12 protein-coding genes are annotated in these 13,340 nt (G+C 67.8%); 7 read left to right on the top strand and 5 right to left on the bottom strand.

What is annotated here, in order from left to right:
- Nucleotides 1-34: 34 nt before the first annotated feature.
- Nucleotides 35-1,231, top strand: a complete 1,197-nt coding sequence (locus ACIP5Y_RS41285) for a DUF2235 domain-containing protein (RefSeq protein WP_400358556.1) — start codon at nt 35-37, stop codon at nt 1,229-1,231.
- Here ACIP5Y_RS41285 and treY read toward each other — a convergent pair.
- Genes treY through ACIP5Y_RS41270 form a run of 3 tightly spaced genes read right to left on the bottom strand, consistent with a single transcriptional unit; the run spans nt 1,217 to nt 6,726 of the window.
- Entirely contained in the window at nt 1,217-3,625 is a 2,409-nt protein-coding gene (gene treY / locus ACIP5Y_RS41280) for a malto-oligosyltrehalose synthase (RefSeq protein WP_400358986.1), read from the bottom strand. The two genes, ACIP5Y_RS41285 and treY, sit on opposite strands and share 15 nt — an antisense overlap.
- Before the next feature lie 11 nt (nt 3,626-3,636).
- Nucleotides 3,637-5,754: a glycogen debranching protein GlgX gene (glgX, locus tag ACIP5Y_RS41275; RefSeq protein ID WP_400358554.1), complete on the bottom strand. Its 2,118-nt coding sequence runs from the start codon at nt 5,752-5,754 to the stop codon at nt 3,637-3,639.
- A 33-nt stretch (nt 5,755-5,787) separates the two neighbouring features.
- Nucleotides 5,788-6,726, bottom strand: a complete 939-nt coding sequence (locus ACIP5Y_RS41270) for a GNAT family N-acetyltransferase (RefSeq protein WP_400358552.1) — start codon at nt 6,724-6,726, stop codon at nt 5,788-5,790.
- A 107-nt stretch (nt 6,727-6,833) separates the two neighbouring features.
- Between ACIP5Y_RS41270 and ACIP5Y_RS41265 the strand changes: the two genes are divergently transcribed.
- The 4 genes from ACIP5Y_RS41265 (at nt 6,834) to ACIP5Y_RS41250 (ending at nt 10,335) form a co-directional block, all read left to right on the top strand.
- Entirely contained in the window at nt 6,834-8,102 is a 1,269-nt protein-coding gene (locus ACIP5Y_RS41265; RefSeq protein ID WP_400358550.1) for an adenosylmethionine--8-amino-7-oxononanoate transaminase, read from the top strand.
- A 97-nt stretch (nt 8,103-8,199) separates the two neighbouring features.
- Entirely contained in the window at nt 8,200-8,697 is a 498-nt protein-coding gene (locus tag ACIP5Y_RS41260) for a MarR family winged helix-turn-helix transcriptional regulator (protein ID WP_397013304.1), read from the top strand.
- Entirely contained in the window at nt 8,694-9,530 is an 837-nt protein-coding gene (locus ACIP5Y_RS41255; protein ID WP_400358548.1) for an ABC transporter ATP-binding protein, read from the top strand. Before ACIP5Y_RS41260 ends, ACIP5Y_RS41255 begins: the two co-directional genes overlap by 4 nt.
- Nucleotides 9,490-10,335, top strand: a complete 846-nt coding sequence (locus ACIP5Y_RS41250) for an ABC transporter permease (RefSeq protein ID WP_400358546.1) — start codon at nt 9,490-9,492, stop codon at nt 10,333-10,335. Before ACIP5Y_RS41255 ends, ACIP5Y_RS41250 begins: the two co-directional genes overlap by 41 nt.
- 36 nt (nt 10,336-10,371) lie before the next feature.
- Here ACIP5Y_RS41250 and ACIP5Y_RS41245 read toward each other — a convergent pair whose 3' ends face one another.
- Entirely contained in the window at nt 10,372-10,683 is a 312-nt protein-coding gene (locus ACIP5Y_RS41245; RefSeq protein WP_400358545.1) for a hypothetical protein, read from the bottom strand.
- A 76-nt stretch (nt 10,684-10,759) separates the two neighbouring features.
- Here ACIP5Y_RS41245 and ACIP5Y_RS41240 point away from each other — a divergent pair, with 76 nt between their 5' ends.
- Nucleotides 10,760-11,914, top strand: coding sequence for an 8-amino-7-oxononanoate synthase (locus tag ACIP5Y_RS41240; RefSeq protein WP_400358543.1), 1,155 nt, complete (start codon nt 10,760-10,762; stop codon nt 11,912-11,914).
- A gap of 37 nt (nt 11,915-11,951) precedes the next feature.
- Complete coding sequence (bioD, locus tag ACIP5Y_RS41235; RefSeq protein WP_400358541.1) at nt 11,952-12,635, top strand: dethiobiotin synthase; 684 nt, start codon at nt 11,952-11,954, stop codon at nt 12,633-12,635.
- 30 nt (nt 12,636-12,665) lie between these two features.
- Here the strand turns inward: bioD and ACIP5Y_RS41230 are convergent, their stop codons facing one another.
- A complete protein-coding gene (locus ACIP5Y_RS41230; protein ID WP_400358539.1) occupies nt 12,666-13,292 on the bottom strand; it encodes a TetR/AcrR family transcriptional regulator in 627 nt (208 codons plus the stop codon).
- Between the last annotated feature and the right edge of the window lie 48 nt (nt 13,293-13,340).

The following is a 13,340-nucleotide window of genomic DNA, read 5'->3' as shown; positions in this document are numbered from 1 at the left end:
AAACCGAACGGTCATTAATGGGAGGGTGACGTTCATGAAAAGGCTGGTGGTGTGCTGCGACGGCACTTGGAAGGCCGAATCCAGCACGACAGTGTCGAACATCGTGAAGATCGCGCAGACGGTCTGCCTGACCGGGGCGGACAGGGCGGGGAACTCGGTCGGGCAGCGCATCTACTATGTCTCGGGTCCCGGCACCCTGGGGTTCACCGCGGACCGGGTGCTGGGCGGGGCCTTCGGTCTCGGCCTGGAAGCCAATCTGGCGGCGGCCTACTGGCAGCTGGCCCTGAACTGGGAACCCGGCGACGAGATCTACATCTTCGGTTTCAGCCGCGGCGCGTACACCGCCCGCAGCCTGTCCGGGATGATCAACCGCCTCGGCATCCTGACCTACCGGGCCATGATCGACGGCAAATATCCGGACGCGCTGCGGATCTACCGCACCCCGAAACCCGATCCGGATGCCCCCGATCCGCCGGAATGGGCCGAATTCCGCAGGCAGCACAGCTATCCCGATCCGGTGACCATCAATTTCCTCGGCGTCTTCGACACCGTGGGCGCCATGGGTGTCCCGGGCCTCACCGCCCGCCGGCACCGCTTCCACGATGTGAACCTGTCCCGCATCGTGCTGTGCGCCCGCCAGGCGCTGGCCATGGATGAACGCCGCCGCGTCTTCGCCCCCTGCCTGTGGGAGGTTCCCGCCGGCGAACAGGAACTCTATGACCGCCCCGATCGGGTGAAGCAGGTCTGGTTCGAGGGCGTGCACAGCGATGTCGGCGGCGGCTACGCCGATTGCGGCCTGTCCGATATCACCCTGCGCTGGATGATCGCCGAGGCCGAAGCCGAGGGGCTGGCCTTCGACCACGATCGCCTGGCCGCCCTGCTCAGTACCTGCCCGCGCGATTCGGTGGATCTGCACAACTCATTGAGCACGGCCTACCGCGTCCTGAACTTCCTGCGCATGCTCCGCAGTCCGCGCAGCATGCGGTTCTACTGGGATTCGTGGCGCAAGATACTGCAACCCCAGGATCAGGACAGCTATCTGGCAGCCACGGTCCAGAATCGCGTGGGCTACCGTCCGGCCAACCTGCGCCGGTGGGAGGCGGACCACCCGGGCCCGGTCCCCGCCGAGCTCATCGTGCCCACGCAGGAACCGGTGACCGTGCCGAACCCCGCGCCGCCCGGCACGTCGCGGCCCGACACCCACCTGGCAGGAATGTCAGCGCACCAGTAGCGCGACGGGCAGCCGGGCGAACAGCTTCTCCAGCCGGGCCCGTCCCGAGAAGGTGTGCCCGGTGAGCCGGTCGGTCCAATGTCCCTGCGGCAGATCGAGAACCGTGTCCGCCCAGCCGCCGGCCTCGTCGAGCCGGATGCTGTGGCGGGTGGCGGCGACGATCACTTCCGGATTCTCGCCGACTCGCCCGCGCGCGTAGGAGATGAGGTGGTTGGCGTGGTCGCCGGACGCGAAGAGCGGCGTATAGGTGCCGCCCACGAAGCAGTCCGGGCGTTCCCGCCGCAGCCACAGCGCATAGGCCACGATCCACATCTTCACCGCGCCGGTCGGGTCGAGCTCCGGTGTGCCGGTGAGTGATTGCAGCAGCAGCGTGCGGTGGGTGAAGTCGACGGGCCGCCGGTTGTCCGGGTCGACGAGGGCGTCCTCCCACAGCTCGCACCCCTGGTAGATGTCCGGCACGCCGGGCCCGCAGAGTTGCAGCAGTTTCTGGGCGAGCGAATCCGACCAGGCGTGCGAGGCCAGGTCGGTGACGAATTCGCCGAGCTCCGCGCCGACCGGTCCGTCGATCACCGCGTCGATCCAGCGGTGCACGGCCGTCTCGAACTCGGTATCCGGTTCTTCCCAGGAGGATTGGGTGCCGGCCTCGCGAACCGCCTTCTCCGCGAACCGATGGATGCGTTCCCGGAAGCCGGGTACGGTCGCGGCGGTGCGCCCGTCGGCGGGCCAGACGCCGAACATGTTCTGCAGCAGGAACAGTGTGGTCGAGCCGTCGGGTCCGGGTGCGATCTCGTTCCACGCGCTGACCCCGCGCGCCCAGATGTCCGGCACCTGCGAGAGCATGCCGATGCGGGCGCGCACATCCTCGCCGCGTTTGGTGTCGTGGGTGGACAGGGTGGTCATGGTGGCCGGCCAGCGCGTCGCGCGGGCGGCATTGGCGAGATGGAATTCGATGAGCGAGCGCCCGAAGCGCATCGGGTCCGCGCCCATCTCCTGCAGCGACACCAGCCGCGCGGCGCGGTAGAACATGGTGTCCTCCACGGCCTTCGCGGTAATGGCCCCGCCCACCTGGTGGAAGCGCGTGGTGGCCTCGCCGTTCACCGACAGGGCGGTGACCAGCACCTGGAGCGGTGCGGTGAGTTCGCTGTTGCGCCTTGCCACTTCGGCGACGACCGCGCCGATCATGCCGGCGAGGGGTGCGTAGTCGGTGCGGTACACCGGCATGAAGGACAGCACTTCGATGGTGGCGTTGGTGAGGGCCATGGTGTCGAAGGCGTCGGCGCGGGCATCGCGTTTCACCGCGGCCACCAGCCGCCGCACCTCGGGCACCAGCATGGTTTCGGCGACGGCCCGTTTGATGCGGTGCTCGTTCTCGGTGAACCAGGCGCGGTCGCTGCCGTGCCCGGTGAACTGGCGCGAGAGTTCGGTGAGCTGTTTCTCGCCGTCGGGGTCGATGAGGACGCCGCCGAGGTCGGCGAGCGCGTCGTAGCCGGTGGTGCCGTCGATGGGCAGGGTGGCGTCGAGGGGTTCGCGGTCGGACAGCACCTTCTCCACCAGCAGCAGGCGCCGCGGCCCGATGAGCTTGCGCAGTCGCTGCAGGTAGTCGGCGGGCCGGGTGAGCCCGTCCGGATGGTCCACGCGCACACCGTCGATGAGGTCGTGTTCGCACCAGGCGGCGAGTTCGCGGTGGGTGGCCTCGAAGACCGCCGGATCCTCCTGCCGGAGCGCGGCGAGGCCGCCGACGGTGAAGTAGCGCCGGTAGCCGCACAGCCCGGATTTCCAGTTGACCAGCCGGTAGTGCTGTTTGTCGTGGATGCGCAGCGCGTTGTCGCCCTCGGTGCCGGGTGCGATGGGGAAGCGCAGATCGTGCAGTGCCAGCATGGGTTCGGGGCCGGTGCGGTCCACGCTGAGTGCGGCCGGATCGTTCTCGCCGGCGAGCACCGGCAGCGCGATGCGCCCGCCCGCGCCGTTGCCGGGACTCCAGTCGAGGTCGAAGAACTTGGCGTACTGCGATTCCTTGCCGTTGCGCAGCACATCCCACCACCACGGGTTCTGTCGCGGGTCGGCGACGCTCACATGGTTGGGGACGATGTCCACGATGAGTCCCATGCCGCGGCTGCGCACTTCATCGGAGAGGGCCTTGAGCCCGGCGGGCCCGCCGAGGGCCGCCGACACGGTGGTCGGGTCGATGATGTCGTAGCCGTGCGTGGAGCCGCGGGCGGCGGTCAGCACCGGTGACAGGTACAGGTGCGAAATCCCCAGTTGCTGCAGGTATTCCGCGATGGCGCGGGCGTCGGCGAAGGTGAGCGCGTCGGGTCGCAGCTGCAGTCGGTAGGTGCTGCGCACGGGCGTCTGCCGGGCAATGGGGCCGGTGTGGTGTTCGATCGAGACGGTCATGGCGGTATCGATCATGCCGTACGACGGAGCACGAGTAGGCAGCGTGCGGCGACATCCACGCGCGCGGCGGCGGGGCGGGCGGCGGTGTCGGCGGGCGCGCCGGTCGGTGTGGAGCAGTCGAGCTCCACCGACCAGGCATTCCCGTACCCGGAATCGGGGAGGATGAACGGCAGTGTTCGGTCGTGTGCGTTGAAGCACAGCAGGAACGAGTCGTCGCCGATGTGCTCACCGCGCGGGCCGGGTTCGCGGATGCCGTCGCCGTTCAGGAACACCGCGAGGGAACGGCCGAACCCGGTTTCCCAGTCGGTGTCGGTCATGGCCGCGCCGTCGGGGGTGAACCAGGCGATGTCGAGGGGATGGTCCTGCCCGGGCGCGGGGCGGCCGTCGAAGAATCGGCGCCGCCGGAAGACCGGGTGCGCGGTGCGCAGAGCGACTGCGCGGCGGGTGAATTCGAGCAGATCGGCGTGGGTGTGCATACCCGACCAGTCCATCCACGCCAGGGCGGAATCCTGACAGTAGGCATTGTTGTTGCCGTGCTGGGTGCGGCCGATTTCGTCGCCGTGCAGCAGCATGGGGGTGCCCTGCGACAGCATGAGGGTGGCGAGCAGATTGCGGGATTGCCTGGCGCGCAGGGCGAGTATCTCCGGATCCTCGGTCGGGCCTTCGACCCCGCAGTTCCAGGAGCGATTGTAGGTTTCGCCGTCGTGATTGCCCTCGCCGTTGGCGTCGTTGTGTTTGTCGTTGTAGGAGACCAGGTCCGCGAGCGTGAATCCGTCGTGTGCGGTCACGAAGTTGATGCTGGCGCTGGGGCGGCGGCCGGTGACTTCGTACAGATCGGAGGAGCCGGTGAGCCGGGATGCGAATTCGCCCAGGGTCGCGGGTTGCCCGCGCCAGTAATCCCGCACGGTGTCACGGTATTTGCCGTTCCATTCGGTCCAGGCGGCGGGGAAATTGCCGACCTGATAGCCGCCTTCGCCGACATCCCACGGCTCGGCGATGAGTTTCACCTGGCTCACCACCGGATCCTGGTGCACCAGATCGAAGAAGGTGGACAGCCGGTCGACATCGTGCAGTTCGCGGGCGAGGGTGGCGGCCAGATCGAAGCGGAAGCCGTCCACGTGCATGTCCAGCACCCAGTAGCGCAGTGAATCCATGATCAGTTGCAGCGCGTGCGGATGCCGCATGTTGAAGCTGTTGCCGGTGCCGGTGTAGTCCATGTAATGCTGCGGATCATCGTCCACGAGACGGTAATACGCGGCATTGTCGATGCCCCGGAACGAGAGTGTGGGCCCGAATTCATTGCCCTCGGCGGTGTGGTTGTAGACCACATCCAGGATCACCTCGATGCCCGCCGCGTGAAAGGCGCGCACCATGGCCTTGAATTCGGTGACCGCCGCGCCCGGTGCATTGCTGGAGGCGTATTCCCGGTGCGGTGCGAAGTAGCCGAAGCTGTTGTAGCCCCAATAGTTCCGCAGTCCCCGATCGAGCAGCATCCGATCGTGCAGGAATTGGTGCACGGGCATGAGTTCGACCGCCGTGATCCCGAGCCGCAGCAGGTGTTCCACGATGGCCGGATGCGCCATGCCCGCGAAGGTGCCGCGCAGTTCCGGCGGCACCTCCGGATGCGTGATGGTCATGCCTTTGACGTGTGCCTCGTAGATGACGGTCCGGTGATACGGCTGCCGCGGCGCGCGGTCGTCGGCCCAGTCGAAGAACGGATTGATGACCACGCCGGCCATGGTGTGCCCGAGCGTGTTCTGCCCGTAGTTGTAGGGCGCCGCCGACGCCCCGTAATCACCCACGAAGGCTTTGCCGTACGGATCGAGCAGCAGTTTGCTCGGATCGCAGCGCAGGCCCAGTTCCGGCTGGAATTTGCCGTGCACCCGGAATCCGTACCGCTGTCCGGGTTCGATGCCGGGCAGGTAGGCGTGCCACACGTAGCCGTCGACCTCGTCGAGCGGAATGCGGGTCTCGCGGTCGTCGTCGTCCAGCAGGCACAGTTCCACGCGCCGGGCCACCTCGGAGAACAGCGAGAAGTTGGTGCCGGCTCCGTCGTAGGTGGCGCCCAGCGGGTACGCCGTTCCCGGCCATACACCCGGTGGTGTGGTGGTCGGGTTCGCGGGAGCCATGTCCAGACCCTATCGGTCCGGAATGTCGCTCGATCAGAGTGCCCGCCGCCAGGTCTGACCGACCAGGTCGGCGCCGAAGCTGTGGTGCGGATTCGATTCGGCCAGTGTGAATCCCGCGCGCTGGTAGATGTGCCGGGCGGAGGCCAGGACGTCATTGGTCCACAGCACCATCTCGGTGTATCCGGCGGCCTCGGCGAATCGCAGGCATTCGCCGACGAGTGCGCTGCCGACGCCGAGTCCGCGGGCCGCGGGTTCGACCAGCAGCAGGCGCAGCCGGGCGGTGGTGTCGTTCTCGGCGACACACATGACGCTGCCCACGGGGATGCCGCCGGATTCGGCGATCCAGGTGCGTTCCCGTTGCGGGTCATGGGAATTCAGGAAGTCGGCGACGATGCGGGCCACCAGTTGTTCGTATTCGCCGTTCCATCCGAATTCCTGGTGGTAGAGGACGGCGTTGCGCTGGATGATCCAGCCGTGATCGCCGGGGCGGGGTTCGCGCAGGGTCACGGCCGGTGGATCGGCGGGGGTGTCCAGGATGCGTTCGATGGTGGCCATGGCCTCGAGCAGTCGGCTGCGGGTGGCGGGGGAGTGGGGTTCCAGGAGGCTCTCGATATCGCGCTGGGACAGCCCGTCGAGTTCGCCGAAGGTGGTCCGGCCGGTATCGGTCAGTTCGACGACCTGCCGCCGCCCGTCGGTCTCGGAGCGCTTGCGGGCGACGAGTCCCTTGTCCTCGAAGCGGGTCAGGATGCGGCTGAGGTACCCCGCGTCCAGGTCGAGCGTGCGGCGCAGCGAGACGACCTCGGCCGCTCCGAAGTTGGCCAGTTCGAACAGGATCCGGGCCTCGGTGAGTGAGTACTCGGTGCCCACCAGTCCCTCGCCGAGAACACCGATGATGCGGGTGTAGTGCCGGTTGAAGGCTCGTACAGCGGAGATCTGCCGATCGTCGACGGCGGCCAGGTTCATCGTCACCATGACTCCAATCCTTTGACTGAGTCAAAGGATACGCTGGGAGCGGTCGGCCGGGGTCGTGTTCGTGGTAACTTGAACGCCGTTCAAGCCTGCCGTTCGAAGGACGAATCGTGGCACTGACACCGGATGAGATCACCGCCCTCGACGCGGCGCATGTGTGGCATCCCTACGGCGGATTCCCGGCGACCACCGAACCGCTGGTGGTCGCCTCGGCCTCCGGCACCCGGCTCACGCTGGCCGACGGGCGGGAGCTGATCGACGGGATGAGCTCGTGGTGGGCGGCGGTGCACGGGTACCGGAACCCCGTGCTGGACGCCGCGTTGCTCGCGCAATCGCAGCGGATGAGTCACGTGATGTTCGGCGGGCTCACCCACGAACCCGCGGTGCGGCTGTCGCAATTGCTGGTCGAGCTGACGCCCGCCGGGCTGGACAAGGTCTTCCTCTGCGACTCCGGATCGGTATCGGTGGAGGTCGCGGTGAAGATGTGCCTGCAATATCAGCGCGCGCTGGGCCGGCCGCAGAAGCATCGGCTGCTTACCTGGCGCGGCGGATACCACGGGGACACCTTCACACCGATGAGCGTGTGCGATCCCGAGGGCGGGATGCACGCGCTGTGGACCGACATCCTCGCCGAGCAGCTCTTCGCGCCCGAACCGCCGAAAGACTACGAGCCCGACTATGTTTCGGAGCTCGAGCGGTTGATCGCCCGGCACGCGGCCGAACTCGCGGCGGTCATCGTGGAGCCCGTGGTGCAGGGCGCGGGCGGCATGCGTTTCCACGATCCGCGCTACCTGGCCGAGCTGCGCCGACTCTGCGACGAACATGACGTGCTGCTGGTATTCGACGAGATCGCCACCGGATTCGGCCGCACCGGAAGGCTTTTCGCGGCCGAGCACGCGGGCGTGCGACCGGATGTCATGTGTGTGGGCAAGGCGTTGACCGGTGGCTATATGACCCTGGCCGCGGCGCTGTGCACGCCGGAGATCGCGGAGACCATCAGCCGCGAGCACGGCGGCCTCATGCACGGGCCGACCTTCATGGGTAATCCGCTCGCCTGCGCGGTGGCGGTGGCGTCGATCGAGCTGCTGCTGTCGCGGGATTGGCAGGGGGAAGTGCGCCGCATCGAGTTCGAGCTGAACGAGGGTCTCGCGCCCGCGCGTGCGATTCCGGGGGTGGCCGATGTCCGTGTGTTCGGTGCGATCGGTGTCATCGAACTGGATCATCCGGTGGATATGCGCAAGACCACCCATGCCGCGGTGGAATCCGGTGTGTGGCTGCGACCCTTCCGGAATCTGATCTATGCCATGCCGCCCTTCATCAGCACCGGCGCCGATGTGCGCGGCATTACCGCGGCGATGGTTGCCGCGGCGTCGGTCTGACACCACCGGTCTCGGTCCGCCGCGGCTGCTGCCTGTTCCGCTCGGCCGGAGTGGAACCCTCTCGAAATACCTCTGAATCAGAGGTATTGTGGAGCACGTGCGAGATCCACGCCGCCCGGCCGCATTCGATGAGGCTCATGCAGAACTGTTCACCCTGTTGTTCAGCTCGATGGGCCGATTGCGGCGGCAGGTGGCGCGGCTGGCCGGACGTTCGTTCGACGAGCCGGGGCTGTCGGGGGCGCAGTCGGAGTTCCTCCGGCTGATCGGGCGACGGCCCGGGATCTCGGTGAAAGAGGCCGCGGCCGAACTGGGTTCGGCCGCCAACAGCGTCTCCACCCTGGTCACCGAGCTGGTGAAGACCGGTCTGGTGCTGCGCGAACCCGATCCGCAGGATCGCCGCACCATGCGGCTCTCGCTGACCCCCGATGCCCAGCGTATTGCCGACGAGACCCGCCGGCAGCGGATCGCGCTGGTCGCCGGCGCCTTCGATCAGCTCACCGACGCCGAACGCGCGGATCTGCGTGCGGGCCTGCGGGTCATGGCGCGGCTGACCGACCTGCTACACGAAGACGAGCACAGCGGAGCCGCCCGATGAGCAATGCACAACCGGCCTTCCAGACCGCGCCTCATTACGCGGTCGAATGCGTCGGCCTCACGCACCGCTACGGCGACAATGTCGTCGTCGACGACCTCACCCTGAGCATCGAGCGCGGTGAAGTGTTCGGCCTCCTCGGCCCGAACGGCGCGGGCAAATCGACCACCATCAAGCTGATCACCACCCTCGCGCCGATCCAACAGGGTTCGGTCACCGTGTTCGGCCTGAACGTGACCACGCGCGCCGTCGATGTCCGTTACAACCTCGGCTATGTGCCGCAACAGCTTTCGATCGAGGCGGGACTGACCGGCCGGCAGAATGTGGCCTGGTTCGCGCGGCTGTTCGATGTGCCGCGGCGGGAACGCGACGAGCGGGTGGACGAGGCGATGGCCGCCATGAACCTGCTCGAGGTGGCCGACCGGCTGGCGGGTGGTTACTCCGGCGGCATGATCCGCCGCCTCGAACTGGCGCAGGCCCTGGTCAATCGGCCCGCGCTGCTCGTGCTCGACGAGCCCACGGTGGGCCTGGATCCCATTGCGCGCGACAGCGTCTGGGAGCGGGTCGCCGATCTGCGTGCGGAGTACGGCACCACGGTGCTGCTGACGACGCACTACATGGAGGAGGCCGATGCGTTGTGCGATCGGATCGCGTTGCTGCACAAGGGCGTGCTGCGTGCTACCGGATCGCCCGCCGAATTGAAGGCGGGCATCGGCCCCTCCGCCACCCTCGAGGATGTGTTCCGGCATCTCGCGGGCGGTGAGCTCGAAGATTCGACCGAAGGGAATCTCCGCAATGTCCGAAGCACTCGCCGGTCGGCCCGGCGCATGGGCTGATACCGAGTTCACGCCGGTCCTGGCCCCGCGCGGCTGGGCGCGGTTGCCCCGGTTGTTCTCGCGGGTCGGGACCTTCGCGCTGGTGGAGATCCAGAAGCTGCGCCACGATCAGACCGAGGTCCTCACTCGCGCAATACAACCCGTGTTGTGGATGGTGATCTTCGGGACCACGTTCTCCCGGATTCGCGCGCTGCCCACCGGGAATGTCAAGTATCTGGATTTCCTGGCGCCGGGCATCATCGCGCAGTCGGCGTTGTTCATCGCGATCTTCTATGGCATTCAGATCATCTGGGATCGCGATGCGGGCATTCTGACCAAACTGCTGGTGACGCCGACGCCGCGGGCGGCCTTGATCGCCGGGAAGTGTTTCGCGGCGGGGGTGCGCGCGATCGCGCAGATCGTGGTGATCTTCATCGTGGCGCTGCTGATGGGTGTCGGGCTGACCGACAATCCGCTGCGCATCCTGTTGACCGTGCCCGCGGTGTTCCTCGGGACCGCGTTCTTCGCCTGCCTGTCGATGACCATTGCCGGGCTGGTGCAGGCGCGCGATCGGCTGATGGGTATCGGTCAGGCCATCACCATGCCGTTGTTCTTCGCGTCGAACGCGCTGTACCCGGTGAGTCTGATGCCGGGCTGGCTGCAGGTGGTCAGCCATGTGAATCCGCTCAGCTACGAGGTGGATGCGCTGCGCGGCCTGATGATCGGGACGCCCGCGAATCTCTGGCTCGATTTCGGGGTGCTGACGGGCGCGGCGGCGCTCGGCGTCGCCACCGCGTCCGCGCTGCTGGGCCGGCTGGTGCGCTGAATCCTGGTTCGCGGAGAATCGCAGCGCGCGCAGTGCTCAGTGACTGACCCGTTTTTCGCGGACTTTGTCCGGATTGTCGCTGTCGGAGAGGATCTCCCAGACCTTGAAAACACAGTGATAACTGTCCGACCAGCCGCGCGCGATCAACATGTAGGTGTCGCCGTCGCGCAGGATGGTGCGGCGGCTGATCAACTTCGGATGATCGGGAATGAACTTCGAGACTAGGGCGGGCACCTTGGCGAGGGCTTGTTCGCGGGTGCCCACGACCTCGGTGAGGACCTTCGGGGACCAGGTCTTGCTGTCGCCGAAGCCGGTCGTCTGCTCGACCACTATTGCCCAACGTGGCATCGTGCAGCCTCCTTCGCAACATCCAGCATAGTCCGGCCATGGTCACCTGAACGGCGTTCAAGTATGCTCACGAGCTGTGACTGTCGATCCGTTGAGCTGGCTGGACGAGCGGGCCGCCGAGCGCGTGGACGCCGGCCTGCGCCGCGAACTGCGGGCGCGCGCCCCCGAGGCGGCGACCATCGACCTGGCGTCCAACGATTACCTCGGACTGGTACGCCACCCCGAGGTTGTCGAGGGGGCTGTCGAAGCGGTCCGCAAATGGGGTGCGGGCGCGACCGGTTCGCGTTTGGTCACCGGCACCACCACCGAGCATGAGCAACTGGAGACCGAACTCGCCGAATTCGTCGGCGCGGAAGCCGGTTTGGTCTTCGCCTCCGGATACGCCGCCAACCTCGGGGCCGTCACGGCGCTGGCCGGGCGTGGGGCACTGGTGGTTTCGGACGCGGGCAGTCACGCGTCACTGGTGGACGCCTGCCGGCTCTCGCGCGCCCGGGTCGAGATCGCGCCGCATCAGGATCCGGTCGCCGTGGATCGGCTGCTGTCGCGGCGCATCGAGGAACGGGCGCTGGTGATCACGGATTCGGTGTTCAGCGCGGACGGCGACCTGGCGCCGCTGGCCGAACTGCATCGGGTGACGCGGGCCAACGGCGCGGTGCTGCTCGTGGACGAGGCGCACGGCATCGGCGTTCGCGGTGCGGGCGGGCGCGGCCTGGTGTACGAGGTGGGCCTGGCCGGCGAACCCGATCTGGTGATCACCGCGACGCTGTCCAAAGCGCTTGCCGCGCAGGGTGGTGCGGTGCTGGCCAGTGCGCGTATCCGGGCGCACCTCATCGATTCGGCGCGCACCTTCATCTTCGATACGGGCTTGGCGCCCGCGGCCGTCGGCGCGGCCCTGGCTGCCCTGCGTATCCTCCGCAACGATCCGGGCATGGCTGCGCGGGTGCTGGACCGAGCCGCCGCTCTGGCTCGGATCGCCGGTGTGCCGGAACCGGATTCGGCGGTCGTCTCGGTGGTGCTCGGCGAGGCCCAGATCGCCTACGACGCGGCCCAGGCTTGTGTCGCCCGCGGTCTGAGCGTCGGCTGCTTCCGGCCGCCGTCGGTGCCCGAGGGCACCTCCCGCCTGCGCCTGACCGCGCGGGCCAATCTCACCGAGGCCGAACTGGCCACCATCGCAACCGTTCTCGGTGAGGTGCTCGCCGAAGCGCGCGCCCGCCGGCGGGTTTCGGCGTAATCACCGTCCATCCGCTCGACCAGGAAGTGGCAACCCAGTGAGCATCCTGTTCGTCACCGGCACCTCCACCGATGTCGGCAAGACCATAGTGACCGCCGCCCTCGCCGCCACGGCCCGTGCCGCGGGCAGCGAGGTGGCCGTCTGCAAACCGGCCCAAACCGGCGTGGCCCCGGGCGAACCCGGGGACCTGGCGGTGATCGAGCGCCTCTCCGGTGTCACCCGCACGCTGGAGCTGGCTCGCTACCCCGACCCGCTGGCCCCCGATACGGCGGCCCGCCGCTCCGGCCACCCGCTGCTCACGCTCGCCGAAACCGCCGCCGCCATCGAATCCTGTGCCGATGCCGACCTCACGCTGGTGGAGGGTGCGGGCGGGCTGCTGGTTCGTATGGGCGAGTTCACCCTTCTCGACCTGGCGCAGAAGCTCGATGCCCCGGTTCTTCTCGTCACCGCACCGGGTCTGGGCACTCTCAACCACACCGAGCTGACCACGCGCGCGCTGTACGCCGCGGGCGTCCGGTGTGCCGGTCTGGTCATCGGCTCCTGGCCCGGTACCCCCGATCTCGCCGCCGAATGCAACCGCATCGATCTCCCTGCCGTCACCGGCACCGAGATCGTCGGTACTCTGCCTGCCGGCGCGGGCGCTTGGGCCCCAGCCGATTTCACGGCCTCCGCCTCGGGTTGGTTCACTCCCGACTGGATCGCCGAATACCTTCATCCGTAATCCCCGCCCGAGTTGTCTTGTCGAGCCTGGTTATTCCGTGGGGCGGCGGCAGGCGCCGGCGCGGACCGCGGTCAGGGCGGTGGCCGCGGCGCGGTCGGCGACGGCTCGGTTCAGGGGTTCCTCGGTGACCAGCAACCGGTAGTAGACGGGTGCGGTGACCAGGCCCACGAGTTCGCGGACGTCGGTGTCGGCGGGTAGCTGCCCCTGGGTGATCGCGGCGTGGATCATGGCCCGGGCCTCTTCGTAGCGGCGGGCATACAGATCGCGCTTGAGTTCGGCGATGCGCGGATCGGCGGCGGCGTCGGAGAACAGTGCGCGGATGGTGCCGACCACCAGCGGGTCGGCGCTGGTCAGCAGGTCGACCAGGGCGCGGGCGAAGGCGCGCAGGTCCGCGTCGATGGAATCGGTGACGGGTATCGGGAACAGCGTCTCCACCAGATCGGCGATGGCTTCGGCGAGTACCGCGTCCTTGGATTGCCAGCGCCGGTAGATGGTGGTCTTGTGCACGCCGGATCGTTCCGCGATGTGCTCGACGCAGAGGGTGGCGTACCCGTGTTCGGCGAGTTCCCGGAGCGCGGCGTCCAGGACGGCCGCTCGTACGCGGGCGGTACGGCCGCCGGTGCGGATGGTGCCCGGCGCTGCGCCGGCAGCTTGCACTGGTGCTCCTGAGATCGATAAATACAACCTGGGGTTGCGTTTGATCTG

The organism is Nocardia sp. NPDC088792 (assembly GCF_044750615.1).
In the GTDB taxonomy this organism is placed as follows: domain Bacteria; phylum Actinomycetota; class Actinomycetes; order Mycobacteriales; family Mycobacteriaceae; genus Nocardia.
This window is presented reverse-complemented; position numbering and strand designations above follow the sequence as displayed.